This is a genomic window from Candidatus Methylopumilus planktonicus (assembly GCF_006364715.1).
GTDB classification, from domain to species: Bacteria; Pseudomonadota; Gammaproteobacteria; order Burkholderiales; family Methylophilaceae; genus Methylopumilus; species Methylopumilus planktonicus_A.
This window is the reverse complement of the sequence record NZ_CP040984.1, coordinates 923,128-948,330: the sequence shown is the minus strand read 5'-3', so window position 1 is coordinate 948,330 and position 25,203 is coordinate 923,128. Positions and strand designations below refer to the sequence as shown.

Here is a 25,203-nt window from a genome sequence, read left to right as displayed (position 1 = left end):
TAATTAAGGCTGTTTCTTTTCAACAAGCGCAGCTCTTTTTTTAGTGACAGCTGAATTGTTAGCTTCTTTTTTAGCAGTCCAGTTTTTATCAATCCAACCTTGTAAATTTTCTAGAATTATACCTTGCATCGCATCGATCCAATCTGGATTGTCATTGAGAGCAGGGATATAACTAAAGCTTTTACCGCCGTGGCTTAAGAAAATATGTCTACCTTCAATATTAATTTCTTCTAAGGTTTCTAAGCAGTCACTTGAGAATCCTGGACAAATAACATGAACATTCTTCTCTTTCTTTTTTCCTAGGTCAGCCATCATTTCAGCGTAATAAGGCTTTAGCCATTCGGCTCTTCCAAAGCGCGACTGGAATGAGACCACATATTCGTTATCTTTTAATTTTAGAGCTTCGGCAAGTAAGCGAGCAGTTTTATAGCATTCACAATGATAAGGATCGCCTTGCATTAATGATTTTTTTGGGATGCCATGAAAGCTCATCACTAACTTTGAAGGCTTTCCATTTTTTTTCCAGAATTGCAGAATAGATAATTTAAGAGCATTAATATAAAGAGGATGATCGTGATAATTCCTAACAGTTCTCACTGCAGGCACATTTCTTGTTTTAAGAAGAATGCGCCATAGCGCGTCCATTGCAGATGCACTTGATGAAGCAGCATACTGGGGATAGAGTGGAAGCAAGAGAATTTTAGTGCAATTTTTTTCTTTTAATTTGAGGACCGCATTTTTCATTGAAGGATTGCCGTAGGACATTCCTAATTCAACCTCAATGGGCTGAGATACTGACTTTTTAATTTTTAGGGTTAATGCTTTTGTTTGATTTGAAGCATTTACTAAAAGAGGAGAGCCTTTTTTAGTCCAAACTTTTGCATATTTTTTTGCTGAACTTCCTGGCCTAAAGACTAAGATAATGAAATGAAGTATCCAGCACCAAATAAATCGTGGCACTTCGACCACTCTTCGATCCATAAGAAACTGTTGTAAATATTTTCTTACGGCATGCGTGCTCAGAGAATCAGGGGTGCCTAAGTTTGCGAGAATAATCCCTATTTTTGGCGCATCGCCATGTTGGTATTGTGGTTCTTTTGTATAGTAATTCATTTTTAGTGTTGACTCAGTGCGTTAGAAAGAAGTTTTGCTGTGATATCGACAATAGGAATGACTCTTTCGTAAGCCATTCTTGTAGGACCAATCACACCTAGGGTACCTACAATTTCACCATCTGTTTCATATGGCGATGTAATAAGACTACATTCGTCTAGAGAAGAATATCCCGATTCATTTCCAATAAAGATTTGAATGCCCTCCCCAAGCTGGCTTTGATCAAGAAGTTTCATAAGCGCTGTTCGCTTTTCAAATATCTCAAAAATTTTTCTTAAGCCCGATATATTTTTTGCCAGTTCTTCAGATTGGATGAGGTTGTTTTGTCCTGTAATCACAATCGATTCACTCTCCGGAGAAATGACTTCATTACCGACTTCAATAGCTGCCGTCATAAGTTTAATCATATCAGCATGCATTTTAGATAATTCATCTACGAGCGTATCTTTGACTTTAGCAAAAGTATTACCACTAAAGTTGTGATTAAAATAATTTGCAGCCTCAACTAAGTCATCATGTGTGTAGTGCTTTTCGGTCATTACAATTCTGTTTTGAACATTACCGTCATTTGTGACAATGATGACAAGAATTTTTTTCTCAGACAGGCCAATAAACTCTAAATGTTTAAATGTTGTTTTCTTAACCTTAGGAATAAGAACTACACCTGCAAATTGAGTCAGTGTTGATAAAATATCTGCGGCATTATTAATAATTTTTTTGTTGTCACCAATATTCATTTGGTCTTTTAATGAGCTAATTATCCTGTCATCCAAAGGTTTTACAGTAAGAAGAGTGTCAACAAAGAGTCTGTAACCTAATTGCGTAGGGATTCTCCCTGCTGAGGTATGGGGGCTTGTGATAAAACCAAGGTCTTCTAAATCTTTCATGGTATTTCGAATAGAAGCAGGACTTAAGTCAAGACCTGATGATTGAGAGAGAGTTCTGGATCCCACAGGCTGCCCATCACAAATATGTTGCTCAATGAGGGTTTTTAGAAGAATTTGGGCGCGCTTATCTAGCATCATCAAATAGAGTTATTCATATAAATCGATATGCTTTAAAATAGTCAGTAAAGCCTAATTTTCATAGTGTAATAAGCCATTCTAGCACGCACTACTTTTGTAAATGAATGCTTAATATACTAAGTTTTTCTTTATTAAATTGCTATATATTCTTACATCTTAAGTATGCTTTAATTCAATTATGAAAAGTCTCTTTAAATCAGTCGCAATTATCGGAAAATATGCGAGCGGAAGTGAATCTTCTGACATTGAATCCCAGCTTTTAGAGCTCGCTCAATATTTGACGAATAAGCATATCAATATTTTTATTGAGGCTAAAACACATCAGTCCGGAAAATTTCAAACATTTAAGGCTATTAATCTAGAAGAGATTGGTGAAAAAGCAGATCTCGCGATCGTTTTAGGCGGGGATGGGACGATGCTAGGCGTTGCAAGATCACTTGTGAATTTCGATATTCCATTAATAGGGATCAATCAAGGCCGTTTTGGATTTTTAGCAGATCTGAATACAAGTAATATGTTTGAATCCATTGATGAGATATTTCAAGGCTCATCTTATAAAGATAAAAGAATGCTTTTGCAGTCTAAAATTTTTAGAGACTCAAAATGTATCCACGAAGCGTTAGCACTCAATGATGTTGTAGTAAGAAGTGGCTCACGCTTAATCGAATTGGAAGTTTCTATTAATGGTAATTTTGTCCACAAACAAAGATCAGACGGACTTGTGGTGACAACCCCAACAGGCACTACTGCCTACGCGCTATCTGCTGGCGGCCCCATTCTTCATCCCGAATTAGAAGCGATTTCTATCGTGCCAATTAGCCCACATACTTTAAGCAATCGGCCCATCGCAGTGAGCAGCAATAGTGCTATTGAAATTCATGTGGTGAGTATGGATGAATCTTATTTAAGTATTGATGGACAGCTTAAAGTGCCTCTTGAGCTTCATGATCGCATTGAAATTATTCGTGCAGAAAAAATGATCACGTTTCTTCATCCAAAAGACTATTGTTATTTTGAGATGCTTAGAAAAAAATTAAACTGGGGTTAATAAAGGGCTATGTTACTTAATCTATCTATACTTGATTTTGTCATTGTCGACAAAATGAGCTTAGATTTTAAATCTGGTTTTTCAGCATTAACAGGCGAAACAGGTGCTGGAAAGTCTATTCTCATTGATGCTTTGTCTTTAGCATTGGGGCAGAGAAACGAAGGTGGGGTCGTGAGGCTTCATCAAGATAAAGCCGATATCAGCGCTATCTTTGATATTAAATATAATCAAGAAGTGATCGACTGGTTACAAGAAAATGAACTGGAATCTGATGGCGCTGAACTCATTCTAAGAAGAGTCATCCATGCTGACGGTAAATCAAGAGCATTTATTAACGGTAAGGTAGCCACACTCCAGCAACTTAAAGAATTAGGCGAATCTCTCGTTGATATTTATAGTCAAAACTCTCACCACTCCCTTTTAAAATTAAGTGCACAAAGACAAATTTTAGATAACTTTGGTGGCCACTCAGATCTGGCAGCGACGACTGCTAAACTTTACCAAGCGTGGCATAAGCTTTATGTTCAAAAAACTGAGTACGAAAAAAATGCACAAATCTATAGCGATGAACTTGCAGAATTAAGAGATAAATTAAGGGAATTAAAACAATTTTCATTCACCTTGGCTGACTGGGAAAGCTTGCAACAAGATCACGTCACGATGTCGCATGGAAATGAACTCATTGAGGATGTTAATCTTTGTATCGAACTTTTAGAAAAAGATGAAACGGCAATCTCTGATAGGCTTCATTTAGTGCAGCAGAAAATTTCTCACGCGCTTAGTATTGATGAGAAATTAAAAGAGTCTTCTGGTCTTATCGACTCAATCAATATTCAAACAGAAGAGCTGCTTCGTTCACTTAATAGGTATTTACAAAAAGTCGATTTAGATCCAGAGCGACTTAAAGATATTGAAGCTCGGATTCAAGCGATTCATAATTTTGGTAGGAAGTATCGTATTAAGCCTGAAGATTTTGAATCAACGTTGCTCACTTGGCAAGCTCGCATGGACGAGCTCGAGTCTTTTCAATCAGATGATGGTATTGATGCTAAAGAAAAAGCAGCCCTTGAAGCTTTTAACAAAAGCGCAGAATTATTAAGTGAGGCACGAAAGACTGCATCAGAAACTTTAAGCCAAAATATTACTGCGGCCATGCAAAAATTATCCTTTAGCCATGGAAGTTTTGAAGTCAAACTTACATCTCAAGATCCAACGGCACACGGATTAGAACAAATTGAATTTTTAGTGGCATCTCATTTAGGTGCAGAATCAAGACCAATTCATAAAGCAGCTTCAGGTGGTGAGCTCTCTCGTCTCAGCCTTGCGATTCGTGTTGCATCTATTTCAAAAGCGAATGTGCCTTGTATGATTTTTGATGAAGTGGATGTAGGTATTGGAGGAAGTGTGGCGGAAACTGTAGGTAAGCTTTTAAAAGAATTAGGCCATCACGATCAAAGACAAGTGTTAGTGATTACACATTTGGCGCAAGTAGCATCATTGGCTATCCATCATTACAAAGTATCTAAGACACAAGAAAATAATCAGACACTCAGCCATATTCTTTTGATGGATGACAAGATGCGCATCGATGAAATTGCGCGCATGTTAGGCGGCATATCGATTACTGATACGACAAGGGCGCACGCGAAAGAAATGTTACAGGCTTAGACTTTGTTGGGGCAGGGGTTTTTATTGCATTCAGCATAGATATAAAGCGAATGTTCTTGGATAGTAAATCCTTTTTTAGTCGCAATTATTTTTTGTCTCTTTTCAATCTCATCATCACAAAATTCTTCTACATGACCGCATTGCACACATACGAGATGATCATGATGCTGTGAGTCGCTTAATTCAAAGACAGCTTTATCACTTTCAAAATGATGGCGCATTAAAAGACCAGCCTGTTCAAACTGAGTGAGCACACGATAAATTGTTGCAAGACCCACATCTTCCCCAGATTTAATTAAAAGCTTATACACATCTTCAGCGGAAAGATGCTTCGCATCGCTGTGTTCAAAAAGACTTAAGATTTTAAGTCTGGGCAGCGTGGCTTTAAGCCCTGATTTTTTTAAATCTTTATGATCTTGTGCCATTGAAACGCCTTAAAATTTGCTTTAGGAAGTATTTTGAATACTGTCTAGCATGTTATATTAATACGCATTATGTTTAAAGTTATAAAAATGCGCATATTTCTTCTAGTTTTAAGTCTTTTAGTCACCGCTTGCTCTTCTTCCTTACCCTCTATTAAACCCTACAAAATGCCAATTCAACAGGGTAATGTAGTGACCTCAAAAATGATGATGCAATTAAAGCCAGGCATGACAAAAACCCAAGTGCGGTTTGTAATGGGAACGCCTCTCATTTCAGATAGTTTCCACAAAGACCAATGGGATTATTTTTATCAGATGGAAAAAGATGGTGCAATTATTGAGAAAAGAAGAGTCATTTTGATGTTTGAAAAAGATTTGTTAGCTCAAGTAAAGGGCGATGTTGTGCCGGCTATTGCGAGTCGAAATGAAGATCGTCAAGAGATAGCGCCGATTAAGAATAATGAGGCCAAACAAAATCCAGCTCAAAAAGAAAAGAGCATGCTTGATCGATTAAAATTTTGGGAAGACGATGAAAAGCCAATTGAGAAAGCTATACCACCTAAAAAAGAAGTGCCTGAAGAAGATAAAAAAATTGTGACTCCGAAAAAAGATGTGCCAGAGCCAGTCAAAGCTATAGAGCCAGAGGTGAAAAAACCTGTCACGGAAGTCACTCCAACAGATATTAAAAAAGAACCTGTAGATATAAAACCTGAGGCTCCAAAGGTTCAGGATACGAAATCACTACCAGCTGAGACTACTCCAAATTATTTTGATTTGATGTTAGAAAAAATAGGATTCTAATCGTATGAGTAAAATAAATATTCTTATCGTGGGCGCTTCAGGCCGGATGGGCCAGAGCCTTATTCAAGAAATTGCTGCTGATAATGACTTAGCACTTATAGCCGCTATTGATCACAAGTCGAGTCATAAATTAGGCCGCGATGCAGGAGAGGCTCTTGGTATTTCAACAGGCATTAACATTGATCATGACATCGCAAAAGTAATTTCATCTGCTGATGTGCTTATCGATTTTACGAGGCCTGAAGCAAGTCTTGAGTATTTGAAATTATGCGAAGCGCATCAAGTGAAATATGTTATTGGTACAACAGGATTTTCAGACCAAGAAAAAAAATTGATTCTTGATGCTTCAAAAACTATACCTATTGTTTTTGCCCCCAATATGAGCATAGGGGTTAATTTACTTATTTCGCTTGTTGAAAAAGCAACGCAATTACTTAAAGATGATTTTGATATTGAAATTATTGAAGCGCATCACCGACATAAAATTGATGCTCCATCAGGTACGGCATTAAGATTAGGTGAAGCTGTTGCAAAAGCAAGTGGCAGAGATCTTAAAAAAGATGCGCAGTATGAACGTTTCGGCAATACAGGTGAGCGTAAACAAACAACGATTGGCTTTTCAACAATTCGTGGCGGCGATATTGTGGGTGATCATACGGTTTTGTATGCAGGCACAGGGGAGCGAATTGAATTAACTCATAAAGCTTCAAGCCGAGCCACCTTTGCTAAGGGGGCGTTAAAGGCTGCTAAATTTTTATCGCGCCAAAAAACAGGTCTTTTTGACATGCAGGAGGTCTTGGGACTTTCTGACAAATAACAATTTATCAAGGTTTAGTGCGTTGAATTAAGGCGCTAAATCGACTATAATATCTACGATATTTGAAACGGGAGCTGCTAAACACTTCTCCCGTTTTGTATATCCAGTACCCAAACCCTTGAATTCGCAAATACTGGAGAGTCATTTTGTCGCGAAATATGTCGGCAGTGTTAGTGCTCGCAGACGGAACTAAGTTTCGAGGTATTTCAATTGGGGCTCCAGGTTTAACCGCAGGTGAAGTTGTTTTTAATACCTCCATGACGGGTTATCAAGAAATTCTGACTGATCCTTCCTATACAAAACAAATAGTCACGCTCACTTATCCTCATATTGGCAATGTAGGTGTTAATAAAGCAGATATCGAATCTGACAAAGTCTATGCCAGTGGTTTAATCATTCGTGATTTAGCGATGATTGATAGTAATTTTAGAAGTGAACAAACCCTTTCAGATTACTTAAAAGAAAATCATATTGTTGCGATCGCAAATATTGATACAAGAAAACTCACAAGACATTTAAGAGAGCATGGCTCGCAAGCAGGTTGCATTATTGCAGAATCAGAAGACGATAAAAAAGCGCATGAAGAAGCAAAAGCCTTTCCAGGAATTTCTGGCATGGATTTAGCCAAGGTTGTGAGCTGTAAAAAATCTTATATATTTAATCAAGGCGAGTGGTCGTTATCTAAAGGTTACAGTAATCAGGTTGAATCAGATCATCACGTTGTTGCATTTGATTACGGTATTAAGAAAAATATTTTAAGGATGCTAGTTTCAAGGCGATGTAAAGTCAGTGTTGTGCCTGCAGAAACTTCTTACGAAGAAGTAGTTCGCCTAAAACCCGATGGCGTATTTTTATCTAATGGACCCGGAGACCCGGAGCCATGTGAGTATGCTATTCAAGCGATAAAAAAATTGGTCGATGACGGCTACCCAACCTTCGGTATATGTTTAGGCCATCAACTTTTAGCCTTGGCGAGTGGCGCTAAAACATCCAAGATGAAATTTGGACATCATGGCGCTAATCACCCCGTCCAAGATTTAAAAACAAAACGCGTATTTATTACCAGTCAAAATCATGGCTTCACTGTAGATCAAACTTCACTCCCTAAACATTTGCTAGCTACACACCAGTCTCTTTTTGATGGCAGCTTGCAAGGAATAGAAAGATCTGATCAGCCCGCATTCAGTTTCCAGGGACACCCTGAAGCGAGTCCAGGCCCATCTGAAATGAGTTATTTGTTTGATCACTTTATTGATCTCATCGAAAAAAAGAAAAAGAGCTATGCCAAAGCGTAAAGATATTAAGTCCATACTCATCATTGGCGCTGGTCCTATCGTGATAGGTCAGGCATGCGAGTTTGATTATTCCGGTGCGCAGGCATGTAAAGCACTTCGCGAAGAAGGCTATCGTGTCATTCTCGTGAATTCTAATCCTGCAACTATCATGACAGATCCTGAGATGGCGGATGCGACTTACATCGAGCCAATTACTTGGCAGATTGTCGAAAAAATTATTGCCAAAGAAAAGCCAGACGCACTCCTTCCAACTATGGGTGGGCAAACAGCACTTAATTGCGCGCTTGATTTAGACAAGTATGGCGTATTAAAAAAATACAAAGTCGAATTAATTGGCGCATCAAAAGAAGCCATTGATAAAGCTGAAGACAGACAAAAATTTAAAGAAGCCATGAATAAAATTGGCTTAGGATCTGCTAAGTCAGCTATTGCGCATAGCTTGGAGGAGGCAATACAAGTTCAAGCAGGCATTGGTTATCCAGCGATCATTCGCCCGTCATTTACGATGGGAGGTAGTGGTGGTGGTATTGGATATAACCGTGAAGAATTTATAGCGATATGTGAAAGAGGGCTTGAAGCATCCCCTACGAAAGAACTTCTGATAGAAGAGTCTTTACTTGGTTGGAAAGAATATGAAATGGAAGTCGTTCGCGACTCTAAAGATAACTGCATTATTATCTGTTCCATTGAAAACTTAGACCCAATGGGCGTGCACACAGGCGACTCCATTACCGTGGCTCCCGCGCAAACACTTACAGATAAAGAATACCAAATCATGCGTAATGCATCGATCGCAGTGCTTCGAGAAATTGGGGTAGACACAGGCGGATCGAACGTGCAATTTGCAATCAATCCAGAAGATGGACGCATGATTGTCATTGAAATGAATCCTCGTGTGTCACGTTCTTCAGCCTTAGCGTCGAAGGCTACAGGATTCCCTATTGCAAAAATTGCTGCAAAGTTAGCAGTAGGTTTTACATTAGATGAATTAAAAAATGAAATTACAGGTGGCGCAACACCTGCATCATTTGAACCGAGTATCGATTACGTAGTCACTAAAGTACCAAGATTTGCATTTGAAAAATTTCCACAAGCAGATTCAAGACTGACGACACAAATGAAATCTGTAGGTGAGGTTATGGCCATCGGACGCACTTTTCAAGAGTCTTTTCAAAAAGCATTAAGAGGTCTCGAAATAGGCGTAGATGGCCTAGATGAAAAAACGACTGATCAAGACCTCATCATTAAAGAAATGAGAGAGCCGGGACCCGAGCGTATTTGGTATGTTGGCGATGCCTTTAGATTAGGTATGTCGATTGAAGATGTATTTGGACATTCCAAAATTGATCCGTGGTTTCTCCATCAGATTAAAAATATTATTGATGTTGAAAAAAGCTTGTTAAGGACTTCACTCAAAGATTTGTCTAAACAAAATTTATTTGATTTAAAACAAAAAGGCTTTTCTGATCGAAGACTCGCAAAACTTCTCGAAGTTAAACAAGAAGACGTTAGACAGTATCGTCATAAGCATCATGTGCGACCAGTATATAAACGTGTAGACACATGTGCTGCAGAATTCTCAACAAATACTGCTTATATGTATTCGACATATGAAGAAGAGTGCGAAGCAAAACCCACGGATAGAAAAAAAATTATTGTCTTAGGTGGAGGACCTAATCGTATTGGTCAGGGTATTGAGTTTGATTACTGTTGTGTACATGCAGCTTTAGCATTGCGTGAGGATGGTTATGAAACCATCATGGTGAACTGCAATCCTGAAACAGTATCAACCGACTACGATACGTCAGACCGACTTTATTTTGAGCCTGTGACACTTGAAGATGTTTTAGAAATTGTTGCTATTGAAAAGCCACTTGGCGTCATTGTGCAATATGGTGGACAAACACCTTTGAAGCTAGCTAAAGATTTAGAAAAAGCAGGCGTGCCAATTATTGGCACTTCTCCAGACGCTATTGATATGGCGGAGGACCGTGAGCGCTTCCAAAAAATGCTCAATTCGATTGGACTTAAACAGCCGCCCAATCGCACAGCTAGAACACCTGAAGATGCCATTCGTTTAGCAGAAGAAATTGGTTACCCACTTGTAGTGAGGCCTAGTTATGTTTTAGGCGGTCGCGCTATGGAGATCGTGCACGAACAAGCACAGCTTGAACGTTATATGAGGGAGGCTGTAAAAGTTTCTCATGACTCCCCTGTGCTCCTTGACCGCTTTTTAAACGACGCGCTTGAAATTGATGTGGACGCGCTATCAGATGGCAAAGATGTCATTATCGGTGGCATTATGGAACATATTGAACAAGCCGGGGTGCACTCAGGTGACTCAGCATGCTCACTTCCTCCTTATAGCTTGTCTAAAAAAATTCAAGATCAATTAAGAAAGCAAACAGTTGAGATGGCAAAAGCACTCAATGTTGTAGGTCTTATGAATGTTCAATTCGCGATTCAAGGTGACGTGATTTATGTGCTAGAAGTAAACCCGAGAGCATCTCGCACCGTTCCTTTCGTTTCTAAAGCATGTGGATTACAGTTAGCTAAAATTGCTGCCCGCGCTATGGTTGGTTCGAGCCTTAAGGTACAAAAAGTTACAAAAGAAATTGTGCCGAAATTCTTCTCGGTGAAAGAAGCTGTCTTTCCATTCATTAAGTTTCCGGGAGTCGATACCATCTTGGGGCCTGAGATGAAGTCAACGGGGGAAGTGATGGGCTTAGGTAAAACATTTGCAGAAGCATTTATTAAATCCCAGCTCGGCTCATCTACAAAATTACCTAAAGGCGGGAAAGCATTTATCAGCGTGCGTCGTGAAGACCATCTTAAAGTGGTTGAGGTTGCAAAATCATTAGATCAATTAGGTTTTACCATTGTGGCGACTAAAGGTACTGCAAAAGCTTTGATGGATGCGGGCTTAAATGTTGAGCCGGTCAATAAAGTAGCAGAAGGAAGGCCTCATATTGTGGATATGATTAAGAATAATGAAATTTCTTTTATCGTGAATGTGACGGAAGATAAACGTGCTATTTCAGACTCTTATGAAATCAGAAGATATGCATTACAAAACAAGGTGACCTATTACACGACCATTGCAGGCGCTAAAGCCGCATGTATTGGCATGAACTTCGTTGAAGAAATTACGGTCAATTCTATCCAAAGCTTGCATAAAGAACTCACTTAAAATACACTCGACCTTTATAAACCACACTCCATCTAAAGAGCGTGGTTTTTGTTTTGTTAGGAATGAATATGCTTAAACAAATACCCATGACCATTAAAGGTGCTGAACAGCTCAAAGAAGAGCTTCAGCGCTTAAAAAGTGTTGATCGCCCTAATATCATCCAGGCAATCTCAGAAGCAAGAGCACAAGGCGACTTGTCTGAAAATGCTGAATATGAAGCTGCGAAAGAGCGTCAAAGTTTTATTGAAGGTCGCATAGCAGAAATTGAAGCCAAACTTTCTACCGCTATGGTCATTGATCCTTCTTCAATTGTAGGTGAGAGTGAGTGTGTATTTGGTTCCACAGTTGAAGCACAAGATCTTGATACCGAAGATATCTTTACTTACCAAATTGTGGGCGATGATGAGGCTGATATTAAGCAGAAAAAGATTTCAATCAATTCACCGATTGCAAAAGCATTTATCGGGAAGGCTATCGGCGATGTGGCTGAAGTCAATACACCAGGTGGCGCCAAATCGTACGAGATATTAGATGTCAAGTATCTATAAATTCAATCCATTTTTGTATTAAACTAAAAACACAATGAAACAATGGCTAGAAAATTTAGCACTGATTGCCGCAACCTTTTGGATAGGTGGATTGTGGGTGGTAGGTATTGTGGCTTATGAATTATTTAAGCTCATTCCTGAGGCGCAACTCGCAGGTAATATTGCGGGACAGCTTTTTAAGATGATGGCTTTTGTGGGCATGGCCACTAGTATTTATTTATTAATCCAGCGCGTGTATCAGTTTGGCACGAATGCATTAAAGCAAGGCTTCTTTTGGTTGGTTGTGTTGATGCTCGTTTTAATTCTGATTAGTCATTTAGGGATTAATCCACTTTTAGAAAAATTCAAATTAGAAGCGATGCCGAAAGATGTGATGGAAAGCGTATTTGCTGATCGATTTGCAACATGGCATGGTGTTTCAAGTATTGCTTATTTACTTGAGTGTTTCTTGGGTGTTTTTGTAATCTTAAAAATTAGATAGTTATTTGGGTATGACAATCTTAGGTTCGGACGCTTGACGATAGACAATAATTTGTAAGCCAATATGATGCACGGCTGTTGCCTGAAGTGCTCCACAAATTTCACTTAACATGGATTCACGAACTGATCTATCATCATTTTGAATTTTAATTTTAATAAGCTCATGTGCGTTAAGATTAAGATCAATTTCCTTAATGACGGATGCCGATAAACCCTTATTACCAATTCTCACCACTGGATTTAATGTGTGAGCTAAGCTTCGAAGGTATGCAATGGCTTTTGAATTCAAGGTAGAAAATTTCTTAAGATCTTTAAAGAGTCGATTTTAACAGATGAAAAGAACAAGAACTAGCAAGGCTTGGATGCAAGAGCATGTCAATGATGCCTTCGTTAAACAAGCTAAGAAAGATGGCTTTCGATCTCGAGCTGCTTATAAGCTTATGGAGATCCATGAGAAATATAAACTCATCAAACCCGGTATGAATGTCGTCGATTTGGGCTCAAGCCCTGGAAGCTGGTCTCAGGTGGTGGCAAAACTCCTTCAAGGTAAAGGCCATATTATCGCTATGGATTTACTGCCTATGGATCCAGTTCCAAGGGTCGATTTTATTCAAGGGGACTTTAGAGAAGAGGTCTCTTTAAGGGAGCTTGAAACCTACTTAAATAATTCAGCTATAGACCTTGTAATTTCAGACATGGCCCCCAATATTACAGGCATAAAGACAGTCGATCAGCCAGGTGTCATGCACCTCACTGAGCTTGCGCTAGACTTTTCTTTACAATGGCTGAAACCAAGTGGCCATTTTCTAGTCAAAACTTTTATAGGCGCTGATTTTGATGAGCTAGTGAAAAAGATGCGTCCTGAGTTTGAAAAAGTGATCACAGTAAAGCCTAAAGCTTCACGTGATCGAAGTAGCGAGGTTTATTTGCTGGGCTTTGCAAAAGTTTAAAAAGTCATAATATAGTCACGGAATTAGGTTTAAAATTAACTAATGAAAATAGATGATACGAGGTCATCCACCAATTGAATAACAACACTCTTAAAAGTATTGCCATCTGGGTTGCAATAGCACTCCTTCTCATGACTATTTTTAATCAGTTTTCAGGGTCTTCGAAAACTGATACAGCACTTGTCTACTCTCAATTTATGCAGCAGGTGAAAGAAGGCAGAATTGCCAAAGTTGAGATTGATAATCATAGAATTAAAGGGACAACAAGCGAAGGTAAGAAATTTAATACCTATGCTCCAACTGATCCTTGGTTAGTATCCGACCTTCTAAAAAATAATGTCATTGTTGAAGCGAAGCCTGAAGAGCAGCAATCAGTGCTGATGAGTATTTTCATTTCATGGTTTCCGATGATTCTTTTGGTAGGCGTTTGGATTTTCTTTATGCGTCAGATGCAGGGCGGCTCCAAAGGTGGTGGCCCATTTTCATTTGGTAAGAGTAAAGCCAGACAGCTTGATCAAACAAATAATCAAACAACATTTGCTGATGTAGCGGGGTGTGATGAAGCAAAAGAAGAGGTCACAGAAATTGTTGAATTCTTAAAAGACCCAAGCAAGTTTCATAAATTAGGTGGTCGCATACCAAGAGGCGTTCTCATGGTGGGACCTCCAGGTACGGGTAAGACATTACTAGCGCGAGCAATTGCGGGTGAAGCTAAGGTGCCTTTCTATACCATTTCAGGATCTGACTTCGTAGAAATGTTTGTAGGTGTTGGTGCTGCTCGTGTAAGAGACATGTTTGAACAATCCAAAAAGAGCGCGCCATGTATTATTTTTATCGATGAAATTGATGCGGTAGGCCGTCATCGCGGTCAAGGTTCAGGTGGTGGTAATGACGAGCGTGAACAAACACTGAATCAGCTTTTAGTTGAGCTCGACGGCTTTGAACCTAACTCAGGCGTGATCGTCATTGCGGCAACCAATCGTGCAGATGTCCTCGATAAAGCTTTATTACGCCCAGGACGTTTTGATCGACAAGTGATGGTATCTCTTCCTGACATTAAAGGTCGCGAAGAAATTCTTTTGGTGCACATGAGAAAAATTCCAGCAGATCCTGATGTGAAAGCAAGCATCATTGCGAGAGGTACGCCAGGTTTTTCAGGTGCTGACTTAGCTAATCTTGTGAATGAGTCTGCATTGTTTGCTGCACGTAGAAATAAACGAACAGTCGATATGCAAGACTTTGAAGACGCCAAAGATAAAATCTTTATGGGCCCTGAAAGAAAATCCATGGTGATGAGAGAAGAAGAGCGGATGAATACAGCATTCCATGAGTCAGGTCATGCAGTGGTTGCAAAATTATTACCTCACGCAGATCCTGTGCACAAAGTGACGATTATGCCTCGTGGCTGGGCGCTGGGACTTACATGGCAGCTGCCAGAGTTCGACCGTATCAGTAATTATAAAAATAAGATGCTAGAAGAAATTTCGATTCTCTTTGGTGGACGTATTGCTGAGGAAGTATTTATGAAGCAAATGTCAACGGGCGCATCGAACGACTTTGAGCGTGCAACGAAATTGGCACGTGATATGGTAACGCGTTACGGTATGTCAGATAAATTAGGTACGATGGTTTATGTGGGCCAAGATCAAGATTCTTTCTTTGGTGCGATGTCTTCCAAAACAATTTCGGAGGCAACTCAACAAAAAGTTGACGCTGAGATTCGTCGAATTCTTGATGAGCAATATAGTGTTGCTAGAAAGTTGATTGAAAAAAATCGCCGCAAAGTAGAGGCGATGGCAAAAGCTTTGCTTGAATATGAAACGATTGATGCGGATCAAATTAATGACATCATGGCAGGGAAAAAAGCGAGACCACCAAAACCTAAACAAACACCTAATCCTCCGAAGATTGATAAAGGATCTTCAGGCACAAAGGTTGCAGTTGTTCCCCAGCCGAGCGCTAAAGGCTAAATGAAATCGAGGCTAGTTTATCTAGCCTTTGTTTTTTTATGATGCTTCAGTTAAATAAACATTTCTATGATTTAAAGCGTCCCCTCGTGATGGGTATTTTAAATATCACACCCGATTCATTCTCAGATGGCGGTATGTATTTAGATTTCAACGAAGCTTTAAAGCGCGCTGAAAAAATGATCGAAGAGGGTGTTGATATCATTGATATTGGTGGAGAATCGACGCGGCCAGGATCTGACCCTGTAAGTGCAGTTGAAGAATTAAAAAGAATTACACCTATCATTGAAGCAATAAAAAAAATCTCTGATATCGCCATTTCAATTGACACATACAAACCGGAAGTTATGAAAGAGGTCATTGATATGGATGTCGCGATGATCAATGATATTTATGCCCTACAAAAACCAAATGCGATCGATCTGATTAAAAAATCAAATGTAGGCGTCTGCTTAATGCACATGCAAGGCACGCCTAAGACAATGCAACTTAATCCGACTTATAAAAATGTTGTGAGTGAAGTGAGATCATTTTTAGAGGAGCGTGCAAATCTTATTGCGAATGAAGGTATCGATAAATCCCGCATTATTTTAGATCCAGGCTTCGGGTTTGGAAAAACATTCGAGCATAATATAGATCTCCTAAAAAATATTGAATCATTCAAATCTTTAAATTTACCTATTCTGGTCGGGCTTTCTAGAAAATCATTCATTAGAAAAATCTTAAATGGTGATCATGACGATCATCTATCAGGAAGCATTTCAGCGGCTATCCTTTCTGTATTAAAAGGGGCTAAAATATTACGAGTTCATGATGTAAAAGAAACACAAAGCGCTTTTAAGATTATTCAATTAGCGCAGAGTATGGCTTAAATATGACAAGACATTATTTCGGAACGGACGGTATTCGAGGCGTTGTGGGTCAAGATCCCATTACACCTGATTTTTTTATTCGTCTTGGGTTTGCGATTGGATCTATCCTAGTTAGAAATAATCGAGATGAAAAAATAAAACATCTGAGCGTTGTCATTGGTAAAGACACAAGAGTTTCAGGCTACATGTTGGAGTCAGCGCTGGAGTCAGGATTTATTGCGGCAGGGGTCAATGTATATTTAACGGGTCCTATGCCAACACCAGCTATTGCTTACCTTACAAAAGTATTAAGATCGCAAGCGGGCATTGTCATTTCTGCATCACATAATCCATTTCCTGATAACGGCATTAAAATATTTTCTGATGCTGGTGAAAAACTACCTGATGCATTTGAAGCGGAAGTTGAATCAGCTTTGAACCAACCTATTAAAACAGTTTTACCTCGTGAGCTTGGAAAAGCAAAGCGTGTAGACGACGCTGAAGGTCGTTATGTCGAATTTTGTAAAAGTACTTTTCCAGAAAAGTTTAATCTTCGAGATCTCAAAATTGTATTGGATTGCGCACATGGCTCTACTTATCATGTGGCTCCGAAAATATTTTCTGAATTAGGTGCTGAAGTTATATCAATAGGTAATGAGCCTAACGGTTTTAATATTAATTTAGATGTAGGGTCTACACACCCCAACACGATTAAAGAAGCTACCTTAAAAAATAAAGCAGACTTAGGTATTGCTTTTGATGGAGATGGAGATCGTGTCGTGATGATTGATCACTTAGGACACATTGTTGATGGCGATCAGCTTCTTTTAGTGATTGCAAAAGCCTTAAAAGAAAAAAATCAATTAAAGGGCGGAGTGGTTGGAACTCTCATGACCAATATGGCGATCGAAAAAGCATTTCATGATATTGGTATTGAATTTATGAGGACACATGTAGGAGATCGTTATGTTTTAGAAGCCCTTCTTGAAAAAGGCTGGTCGATTGGTGGCGAAAACTCAGGCCATATACTTACCCTTGATCAGCATTCAACAGGGGATGCCATCATCGCGTCTCTACAGGTTTTAAAATCATTACGGCTTCTTAATCAATCGCTGTATGAGGCTACAAAAGATTCACCACTGTATCCTCAAGTGTTAATCAATGTTGAAACACATAAAAAAATTGATTTAGAAAAAAATAAATCAATTCAGGATGCTGTGAAAAGTGTGAGAGAAAAATTAAATGACAAAGGCCGTGTACTCCTAAGGGCTTCAGGCACTGAGCCTAAGATTCGAGTCATGGTAGAAGGCCAAGACTTAGAGGAAGTTAAAAGTTACGCTAACCTTATTGCAGAAAAAGTTAAAGAAGCCGCTTAACTCATTCCAAAAAGTTTGAAATAACCAATCATAAATAATGGAATTTGAAGTCCGAAGTTAATCAGGATAGCGCGATCTTTGTTCACATAGCCTGTGAACGTCCAACCTAAAACGCCTAGGCTATGAGAAAAAATATTGTAGGGATAGAGATTCAGGTTGGTAAGAAGAAGCCCTAGTAGAATAAAAAAAGTGGCAAACCACTTTAGATTTTTTTTGAGGAATTTTTGTGTGACTTTAAGCAATTTAAAAAAAAGGCTTAGCCGAACTTACCTGTAATGTAATCTTCTGTTTCTTTTCTACCTGGGTTCGTGAAAATTTTATCCGTGGCATCGAACTCAATCATTTCACCTAGATACATATAGGCCGTGTAATCAGAAATACGAGCGGCTTGTTGCATATTATGTGTCACGATTAAAATTGACAGCTTATTTTTTAAGCCTGACATAAGCTCCTCAATATTAACTGTCGCAATTGGATCAAGCGCTGATGTGGGTTCATCGAATAACATAATTTCAGGATCTGTCGCTAGCGCACGCGCGATACATAAACGTTGTTGTTGACCGCCAGATAAATTAAAAGCTAAATCCTGAAGTCGATCTTTGACCTCATTCCAAAGTGAAGCACCTTTTAATGCCTCCTCAACTTTGTCATCCACCGCAGATTTGGATCTTTCACCACGAACTCTTAAGCCGTATGCCACGTTCTCATAAATAGACTTTGGAAATGGGTTTGGTTTCTGGAACACCATACTGATGCGCATACGAACTTCGATCGGATCCACACCTTTAGCAAGTACGTTGGTGTTGTCTGGATGAAGAAGAATTTGACCCTCATAGCGATTGCCAGGATATAAATCATGCATACGGTTAAAGCAACGTAAGAATGTAGATTTGCCGCAACCTGAAGGGCCAATGAGGGCTGTAATTTTATTCTCATAAACAGGTAGGCTTACATCCTTTAATGCCTTGGTGCCGTCTGCATAGAAAAAATTAAGATTCTTTGCTTCAGCTTTGATGTTTAATTTATTTTGTGCCATTTTTTTTCCTGTAGATAAAATTTACCATTTAATATTTTTACGAATACGATAACGTAACCAAATAGCCGTTCCATTCATCACAAGTGTGAGCATGATGATCACAGCACCCGCTGCAGCGGCATTGATATGAAATGCATGTTCAGGTCTCGAGAGCCAGCTAAACATTTGAATAGGAAGTACTGTAAATCCTGATTGAAGCCATTCAAAAGAAATAAAGGGAGCTACATTGATTAAAGGGGCTGGCGGGAGGAATGCAATAAAGGTTAAAGCACCTACGGTAATGATTGGAGCTGTTTCACCTAAGGCTCTTGCCATACCAATAATAATCCCTGTGAGAATGCCGCCAAACGAATATTGAATCACGTGGTGTAAAACAACCTGCCATTTTGTGGCACCCACAGCATAAGCTGCTTCTCGTATCGCAACTGGAATCGATCGAATGGCTTCGCGTGTGGATACAATCACAATCGGCAACATTAAAAGACCGAGTGTTAGTCCAGCTGTGACAATCGTTTGACCCAGATGGAATGTGTATACAAATAATCCAAGTGCCAACAAGCCATAGATGATAGAGGGTACGCCTGCGAGATTGGTGACATTGATCTCAACAATATCAGTGAACCAATTCTTAGGTGCGTATTCTTCAAGATATACACCTGCTGCAACGCCCATAGGCACTGCGGTGATGAAGGTCACTAACATAATAAGGGATGAACCGACCCATGCCGATAAGATGCCGGCGTTTGCAGCCCGCCTTGAAGGGAAGTCAGCAAAGAATTGGTAATTTAACTTAGGGTAGCCATCCATCACAAGATCCACGAACAGAATAAGTAAGGTGATGAGCGCGAACGTGATGGTCAATAAACCAATCGATGAAAAAATAAAATCGTTGCGCTTATGCGAGCGAATCATCGCGCGCACTTCTTCGAGTGTTTTGGGCTTGATTAGGCTTTCTTCAGAAACTGAATTTTTTTTCATCATTAATACCTTTCTGCAAATCGTTTTCTTGCCATGTGGCCTAGTATGTTAAACACGAAGGTAATCACAAATAACACCATGCCGGCTGCAAAAATACTCTGATAACCCAAGCTTCCATGCGGTAAGTCACCCATAGCTACTTGCACAATATAAGCGGTAATTGTCGCTGCACCTTCTAATGGGTTGAATGTAAAAGTAGGCTGCTGGCCCGCTGCAATTGCAACCACCATGGTCTCACCCACTGCGCGGCTGATGCCTAAAATGTAGGCGGCAATAATGCCGGATGTGGCAGCAGGGGTTACGACACGAATGGCTGTTTGAAATTTGGTGGCACCCATTGCGTAAGAGCCCTCGCGCATATTCATAGGTACTGCCCTCATGGCGTCCTCTGCTACGGATGCAATGTAAGGGATAATCATCACGCCCATGACGATGCCGGCCCCTAGCATGTTGAATGTTGGTAAGTCTGGATTTAATTTTTGGAGTAATGGGGTGACAAAAAGAAGGGCGAAGTAACCAAAGACGACGGTAGGTACACCCACCAAAAGTTCCAATATAGGCTTCACAGTCTCACGCGTCTTGTGAGATGCAAATTCAGAAAGGTAGATTGCGGCAACTGTTCCAATCGGAATCGCGATAGTAAGGGCAATGAACGATGTGGTGAGTGTGCCTGATATAAGGGGAAGAATGCCGTAGTGGGCATCTTCAAAGAGTGGGCTCCATTGCCTACTCGTTAAGAATTCGTTAATACTGACCTCTTTAAAAAATCCTGAGGCTTCAGTGATTAAGATATAAACAATACCTAAGGTAATAAAAGTAGCAGCAAGTGCTGCAAACATCAAAATAATTTCGATGACGCGCTCAACAAAGTTTCGCTTAATATTTTTAGCGAGTCTTTTACTAATCGGCGGGTCTTTTAATTGAGTTGTTGTCAATTTATTTTTTTCTATGATGTAAGTTACTTGAAAATGATTGTATCTTTTTAAAGTTAAAAAAGGCGGCCTTTTGCCGCCTTTTTTAGTCGTTACTTATTGCTCTTAAAGGCCTTTCAAGCTTAGTCTTTAATACGCTTGATAAGATCTTCGATTTTTAGACCCACTTCATTTTTTCCATCAAAGCCAGTACCAGCTTTTTTAGATTGCCAGTGTTTAGTTACTGCTGCGTACTCAGGTGAAGTAAGCGGAACAAACTTTACTTCTTTCACCAATTTAGGTGCGTTCGCTAGGTAGAATTCCACAAAGGCTTTTACGTCTTTATCAAAAGCACCTTTAGTACCATTCACATAGATGAATAAAGGACGCGCTAATGGTTGGTATGTGCCATCCATGACAGTCGCTTCAGAAGGTAAGACAGCATTCGTTTTATCTTTAGCTATGATTGCCACAGCATTTAGCTTGTCTTTGTTTTCAAGGTAGTAAGCTAAACCAAAGTATCCCATGCCACCTTTGTCGCCTGACACACCTGTTACTAACACATTGTCATCTTCAGACGCTGTGTAATCAGAGCGTGATGATTTAGCACGTCCATTAATCGCTTCTGTGAAGTAGTCAAACGTTCCTGAGTCAGCACCTGGGCCAAATAATTTCATAGGTTGATTAGGCCAAGCTGGATTCACATCTTTCCAATTTTTAACAGAGCTACCTGATGCCCAAACTTTATTAAGCTCAGCCACTGTCATTGATTTTGCCCAGTCATTTCCTTTATTTGTTACTACAGTTAATGCGTCGAAGGCAACTGCTAATTCGATATAAGTAATACCAGCCTCAGCACATGCATCCATCTCTTTTTTAGAGATAGGACGAGATGCATTAGAGATCATCGTTTCGCCACGGCAGAATTTTTTAAAGCCACCGCCAGTACCTGAAACACCCACAGTCACTTTAGTGCCTGTTTTCTTTTGGAAGTCTTCAGCTACAGCTTCAGTAATTGGGTAAACAGTAGAAGAGCCATCAATTGCAATGACTTTATCTGCTGCGTTAATGTTGTATGAAAAAGCGAAGGTTGAAGCAACTAAAGCTGCTAAACCTAAGTTCTTGATTTTGTTAGACTTCATAAAAGCTCCTGATTTTGTTTTAAGTTAAGTGAATCAGAGGCTAGTCTATGGATAAATTGTGACATATATATGACAGAAAATTAACTAGCTATTTAAATGTATAATTCTTTGTTTTCATAGATAAAAAGCCCATGGACGCAGAAATCCTTAACCAGATTCAACACCGACTCGATGGATTAAATGAACGCCATCAAGCGCTTAGGGGGTATCTTTGACTTTGACGTCAAAAAGTTGCGTCTAGACCAAATTTCAAAGGAGCTTGAAGACCCCTCTATTTGGAATGACCAAGGCAGAAGCCAGACTTTGGGTAAAGAAAAGCGCGAGCTCGATTTTATAGTCAACGGCTTAAGCAACCTTGCGTCAAATTTAAAGGATCAGTGCGATTTATTTGAATTGGCGCGCAATGAGAACGACGACGAGACACTTAAAGTTGTTTTGGATGAAAGCCATTCACTCGAAAAGAGTGTGGAGGCGATGGAATTCCGTCGTATGTTCTCTCATCCTATGGATCCGAATAACTGCTTCATTAATTTCCAATCAGGCAGTGGTGGCACAGAAGCGCAGGATTGGGCAAATATGCTCCTTCGCATGTATATAAGGTATGGAGAAAGAAAAGGATTTAAAGTAGAGGTGCTCGATATTTCAGATGGGGATATCGCTGGTATTAAAAGTGCGACATTAAAAATATCGGGCGATTACGCTTTCGGGCATTTAAGAACCGAAACGGGCGTGCACCGACTGGTCAGAAAATCACCTTTTGATTCGGGAAATCGCCGTCACACATCGTTTGCGAGTGTGCAAGTGTATCCTGAGGTGGATGACTCAATTGAGGTGGATATTAATCCAGCGGATTTAAGAATTGATACCTATAGAGCATCAGGTGCAGGAGGCCAACATATTAATAAGACCGACTCAGCAGTGCGTATTACACATATTCCCACGAATACAGTCGTGCAGTGTCAGGACGATCGATCACAGCATCGCAATAGAGCAGAAGCTATGAATATGTTACGCGCACAACTTTATGCGTTAGAGTTAAATAAACGTAACGAAGAAAAGCAAGCATTAGAGGATGCTAAAACTGATATAGGTTGGGGACATCAGATTAGAAGTTATGTGCTCGATCAATCGCGCATCAAAGATTTACGTACGAATGTTGAAGTAGGTAATACGCAAGGCGTCCTTGACGGCGACCTTGATCCATTTATTAGTGAAAGCTTAAAGCAGGGAGTGTAAAAGTTGTCAGAAGAAAATCAACCGATAGAACAAAATGAAAATCACGTCATATTAGAACGCCGTGAAAAATTAAAAAAAATAAGAGAAGCTGGCGTTGCATTTCCAAACGACTTCAAACCGCAACATTTTGCAAAAACAATTCACGAAGAATTTGGTGCGATAGAAAATGACGTGCTCGATCCTAAAGCCGTTGATGTAGTTGTGGCAGGTCGCATGATGCTAAAACGCGTCATGGGGAAAGCAAGCTTCGCAACATTGCAAGACGGATCAGGACGCATTCAACTTTTTATTTCAAAAGAAAATATTAAGAGTGATAATGCCGAAACTATTTACGAAAATTTTAAGCATTGGGACTTAGGCGACATCTTAGGTGCGAGTGGTGTTTTATTTAAAACTAAAACAGGCGAACTCTCTATTCGTGTGAGTCATTTAAGACTCCTCACAAAATCGATTCGACCTCTTCCTGAAAAATTTCACGGGCTAGCTGATCAAGAAGTGAAGTATCGCCAACGTTATGTTGACCTCATCATGAGTGATGAAACAAAACAAACATTTATAACGCGATCAAAAATTGTGGGTGGCATTCGTGCTTTCATGGTGAAGCATTGTTTTAATGAAGTTGAGACGCCTATGCTTCATTCTATTCCAGGTGGTGCCTCAGCGAAACCATTCATCACACATCACAACGCACTCGACATGCAAATGTATATGCGTATTGCACCTGAGCTTTATTTAAAAAGATTAGTGGTCGGTGGATTTGATCGTGTGTTTGAAATTAATCGTAACTTTAGAAATGAAGGATTAAGTGTGAGACATAATCCTGAGTTCACGATGATGGAATTTTATGCAGCGTATACGGATTACCATTGGCTCATGCAATTTACTGAAGATTGCATTCGTGATGCTGCGATGATCTCTTTAGGTAAAACTACCATCGAATATCAGGGGCGTGAAATTAATTTCACAGATCCATTTGAGCGACTCACTATTGTTAATGCTATAAAAAAATATGCACCGCAATACACAGACGCACAATTGAACGATGAAAAATTTTTACGCGAAGAACTCTTAAAATATGATCACAAAGCTTTTGATCACTCAGGTCTCGGTGCATTGCAACTGGCACTCTTTGAAGGCACTGCCGAATCGCAACTTTGGAATCCTACTTATATTATTGACTATCCAGTTGAAGTGTCACCACTCGCTCGTGCGTCAGATAAAAATAAAGACATCACAGAGCGCTTTGAACTTTTTATTGCAGGACGAGAAATTGCAAATGGATTCTCAGAATTAAATGATGCAGAAGATCAGGCACAACGATTCCACAATCAGGCAAAAGCAAAAGAAGCAGGCGACCATGAAGCGATGTTCTATGATGCCGATTTTATTCGCGCACTCGAATACGGTATGCCGCCCACAGGTGGGTGTGGTATTGGCATTGATCGTCTAGTAATGTTACTCACTGACAGTCCTTCGATTCGTGATGTCATTTTATTTCCACACATGCGCACTGAAGCGAATTAATACTATGTATCGTCATCCACTCATAGATCGAGATAAAGTCACTCCGAAGCAAGCGCTTGATATTTTGATTGAGGGAAATCAGCGCTTTAAAAATAATGTGCAGCGTGAGCACGATATGTTAAGTGTGCGTGACGTCATTAAAGAAAAACAACATCCTTTTGCATCAGTATTAGGATGCAGTGATTCACGAACCACTGTTGAACTTATTTTCGATCAGAACTTAGGTGATATTTTTAGTGTGCGACTTGCAGGAAACATCGCATCGATCAAAGCGATTGGCAGCTTAGAATTTTCTTGTAAGTACTTAGGTTCAAAATTAGTCGTCGTGATGGGCCACACAAATTGCGGTGCTATCAAGGCGGCATGCGATCATTACAAGGGGGGCAACATCGGAGAAATTATTGAACTCATTGATCCGGCAGTTCTTTTAGAAAAAACAATTACAGATAAACGCGACTCAAGTAATGACGCCTTTGTTGAAAGGGTTTGTTTCCATAACGTGGAAGTGCAAATGGAGCGCATATTAAAGAGAAGCCCACTCTTGACTGACATGATTGAAAAAAAAGAAATTGGTTTAGTGGGTGCTGTTTACAACTTAGCCTCAGGTGAGGTAGAATTTAATCAGAATTACGTTCATTTTTAATGAAATGTTAGCTATTAAGATTACTCAGAACGCCATAAGTAAGCTATAGGCAGCAAGTTTGTTGTTTTTTTACAACAAATCAAAAATATATTCAAAAAAACCACTTGTAATATTTGTTTGTCACATATGTGTCATATTCCATCCGTAAAATTCAATCATGTCAAAAAGCTTTAAAGTTTGAC

The 25,203-nt window shown here is 39.6% G+C and carries 24 protein-coding genes; 15 read left to right on the top strand and 9 right to left on the bottom strand.

All coding sequences use genetic code 11. From position 1 onward, the window contains the following. Positions 1-3: 3 nt before the first annotated feature. Both hemH and hrcA read right to left on the bottom strand, forming a co-directional pair. Positions 4-1,113, bottom strand: a complete 1,110-nt coding sequence (gene hemH / locus FIT63_RS04945) for a ferrochelatase (protein WP_140006820.1) — start codon at positions 1,111-1,113, stop codon at positions 4-6. Positions 1,114-1,115: 2 nt separating this feature from the next. Continuing rightward, entirely contained in the window at positions 1,116-2,135 is a 1,020-nt protein-coding gene (gene hrcA, locus FIT63_RS04940) for a heat-inducible transcriptional repressor HrcA (RefSeq protein ID WP_140007165.1), read from the bottom strand. Positions 2,136-2,316: 181 nt separating this feature from the next. Between hrcA and FIT63_RS04935 the strand changes: the two genes are divergently transcribed. Continuing rightward, the gene (locus tag FIT63_RS04935) at positions 2,317-3,186 is read left to right on the top strand and encodes an NAD(+) kinase (protein WP_140006819.1); all 870 of its coding nucleotides are present in this window, start codon (positions 2,317-2,319) and stop codon (positions 3,184-3,186) included. Positions 3,187-3,195: 9 nt separating this feature from the next. Beyond that, positions 3,196-4,854: a DNA repair protein RecN gene (recN, locus tag FIT63_RS04930; protein ID WP_140006818.1), complete on the top strand. Its 1,659-nt coding sequence runs from the start codon at positions 3,196-3,198 to the stop codon at positions 4,852-4,854. Here recN and fur read toward each other — a convergent pair. Beyond that, a complete protein-coding gene (gene fur, locus FIT63_RS04925) occupies positions 4,851-5,279 on the bottom strand; it encodes a ferric iron uptake transcriptional regulator (protein WP_140006817.1) in 429 nt (142 codons plus the stop codon). The two genes, recN and fur, sit on opposite strands and share 4 nt — an antisense overlap. Positions 5,280-5,444: 165 nt before the next feature. Here fur and FIT63_RS04920 point away from each other — a divergent pair, with 165 nt between their 5' ends. The 6 genes from FIT63_RS04920 (at position 5,445) to FIT63_RS04895 (ending at position 12,408) form a co-directional block, all read left to right on the top strand. Then, positions 5,445-6,077, top strand: a complete 633-nt coding sequence (locus FIT63_RS04920; protein ID WP_223259885.1) for an outer membrane protein assembly factor BamE — start codon at positions 5,445-5,447, stop codon at positions 6,075-6,077. A gap of 4 nt (positions 6,078-6,081) precedes the next feature. After that, on the top strand, positions 6,082-6,894 hold the full coding sequence (dapB, locus tag FIT63_RS04915; protein ID WP_140006816.1) for a 4-hydroxy-tetrahydrodipicolinate reductase: 813 nt from the start codon (positions 6,082-6,084) through the stop codon (positions 6,892-6,894). A gap of 146 nt (positions 6,895-7,040) precedes the next feature. After that, positions 7,041-8,189, top strand: coding sequence for a glutamine-hydrolyzing carbamoyl-phosphate synthase small subunit (carA, locus tag FIT63_RS04910; protein WP_140006815.1), 1,149 nt, complete (start codon positions 7,041-7,043; stop codon positions 8,187-8,189). Beyond that, the gene (carB, locus tag FIT63_RS04905) at positions 8,176-11,379 is read left to right on the top strand and encodes a carbamoyl-phosphate synthase large subunit (RefSeq protein ID WP_140006814.1); all 3,204 of its coding nucleotides are present in this window, start codon (positions 8,176-8,178) and stop codon (positions 11,377-11,379) included. Before carA ends, carB begins: the two co-directional genes overlap by 14 nt. 68 nt (positions 11,380-11,447) lie before the next feature. Next, a complete protein-coding gene (gene greA, locus FIT63_RS04900) occupies positions 11,448-11,927 on the top strand; it encodes a transcription elongation factor GreA (RefSeq protein ID WP_140006813.1) in 480 nt (159 codons plus the stop codon). A 34-nt stretch (positions 11,928-11,961) separates the two neighbouring features. Further along, entirely contained in the window at positions 11,962-12,408 is a 447-nt protein-coding gene (locus FIT63_RS04895; protein WP_140006812.1) for a DUF4149 domain-containing protein, read from the top strand. Here the strand turns inward: FIT63_RS04895 and FIT63_RS04890 are convergent, their stop codons facing one another. Beyond that, complete coding sequence (locus FIT63_RS04890; RefSeq protein WP_140006811.1) at positions 12,409-12,696, bottom strand: YhbY family RNA-binding protein; 288 nt, start codon at positions 12,694-12,696, stop codon at positions 12,409-12,411. A 43-nt stretch (positions 12,697-12,739) separates the two neighbouring features. On the opposite strand from FIT63_RS04890, the gene FIT63_RS04885 reads away from it, so the two are divergent. The 4 genes from FIT63_RS04885 (at position 12,740) to glmM (ending at position 17,551) form a co-directional block, all read left to right on the top strand. After that, entirely contained in the window at positions 12,740-13,357 is a 618-nt protein-coding gene (locus FIT63_RS04885) for an RlmE family RNA methyltransferase (RefSeq protein WP_140006810.1), read from the top strand. 131 nt (positions 13,358-13,488) lie between these two features. Beyond that, positions 13,489-15,327, top strand: a complete 1,839-nt coding sequence (ftsH, locus tag FIT63_RS04880; protein WP_046488527.1) for an ATP-dependent zinc metalloprotease FtsH — start codon at positions 13,489-13,491, stop codon at positions 15,325-15,327. A 38-nt stretch (positions 15,328-15,365) separates the two neighbouring features. Then, a complete protein-coding gene (gene folP / locus FIT63_RS04875; protein WP_140006809.1) occupies positions 15,366-16,196 on the top strand; it encodes a dihydropteroate synthase in 831 nt (276 codons plus the stop codon). Between the two features lie 2 nt (positions 16,197-16,198). After that, on the top strand, positions 16,199-17,551 hold the full coding sequence (gene glmM, locus FIT63_RS04870) for a phosphoglucosamine mutase (protein WP_140006808.1): 1,353 nt from the start codon (positions 16,199-16,201) through the stop codon (positions 17,549-17,551). Here glmM and FIT63_RS06925 read toward each other — a convergent pair. From FIT63_RS06925 to FIT63_RS04845, 5 genes are all read right to left on the bottom strand, one after another. Continuing rightward, positions 17,548-17,793, bottom strand: a complete 246-nt coding sequence (locus tag FIT63_RS06925; protein ID WP_139884572.1) for a DUF6552 family protein — start codon at positions 17,791-17,793, stop codon at positions 17,548-17,550. The two genes, glmM and FIT63_RS06925, sit on opposite strands and share 4 nt — an antisense overlap. A 14-nt stretch (positions 17,794-17,807) precedes the next feature. After that, the gene (pstB, locus tag FIT63_RS04860) at positions 17,808-18,587 is read right to left on the bottom strand and encodes a phosphate ABC transporter ATP-binding protein PstB (protein WP_046488514.1); all 780 of its coding nucleotides are present in this window, start codon (positions 18,585-18,587) and stop codon (positions 17,808-17,810) included. A gap of 21 nt (positions 18,588-18,608) precedes the next feature. After that, entirely contained in the window at positions 18,609-19,568 is a 960-nt protein-coding gene (pstA, locus tag FIT63_RS04855; protein WP_223259884.1) for a phosphate ABC transporter permease PstA, read from the bottom strand. Next, a complete protein-coding gene (gene pstC / locus FIT63_RS04850; protein WP_420886450.1) occupies positions 19,568-20,404 on the bottom strand; it encodes a phosphate ABC transporter permease subunit PstC in 837 nt (278 codons plus the stop codon). Before pstC ends, pstA begins: the two co-directional genes overlap by 1 nt. 215 nt (positions 20,405-20,619) lie before the next feature. Then, positions 20,620-21,618 carry a PstS family phosphate ABC transporter substrate-binding protein gene (locus FIT63_RS04845; RefSeq protein WP_140006806.1) on the bottom strand — a complete coding sequence of 333 codons (999 nt, stop codon included), beginning with the start codon at positions 21,616-21,618 and terminating at the stop codon, positions 20,620-20,622. 131 nt (positions 21,619-21,749) lie between these two features. Between FIT63_RS04845 and prfB the strand changes: the two genes are divergently transcribed. The 3 genes from prfB to FIT63_RS04830 all read left to right on the top strand — a co-directional run bounded on the left by prfB (position 21,750) and on the right by FIT63_RS04830 (position 25,021). Then, a protein-coding gene (gene prfB / locus FIT63_RS04840; RefSeq protein WP_140006805.1) for a peptide chain release factor 2 occupies positions 21,750-22,854 on the top strand; the annotation gives its coding sequence in 2 pieces (ribosomal slippage) (positions 21,750-21,830 and positions 21,832-22,854; 1,104 coding nt in all). Between the two features lie 3 nt (positions 22,855-22,857). Further along, complete coding sequence (gene lysS / locus FIT63_RS04835) at positions 22,858-24,378, top strand: lysine--tRNA ligase (RefSeq protein WP_140006804.1); 1,521 nt, start codon at positions 22,858-22,860, stop codon at positions 24,376-24,378. A 4-nt stretch (positions 24,379-24,382) separates the two neighbouring features. Then, the gene (locus tag FIT63_RS04830; protein WP_140006803.1) at positions 24,383-25,021 is read left to right on the top strand and encodes a carbonic anhydrase; all 639 of its coding nucleotides are present in this window, start codon (positions 24,383-24,385) and stop codon (positions 25,019-25,021) included. Positions 25,022-25,203 lie beyond the last annotated feature (182 nt).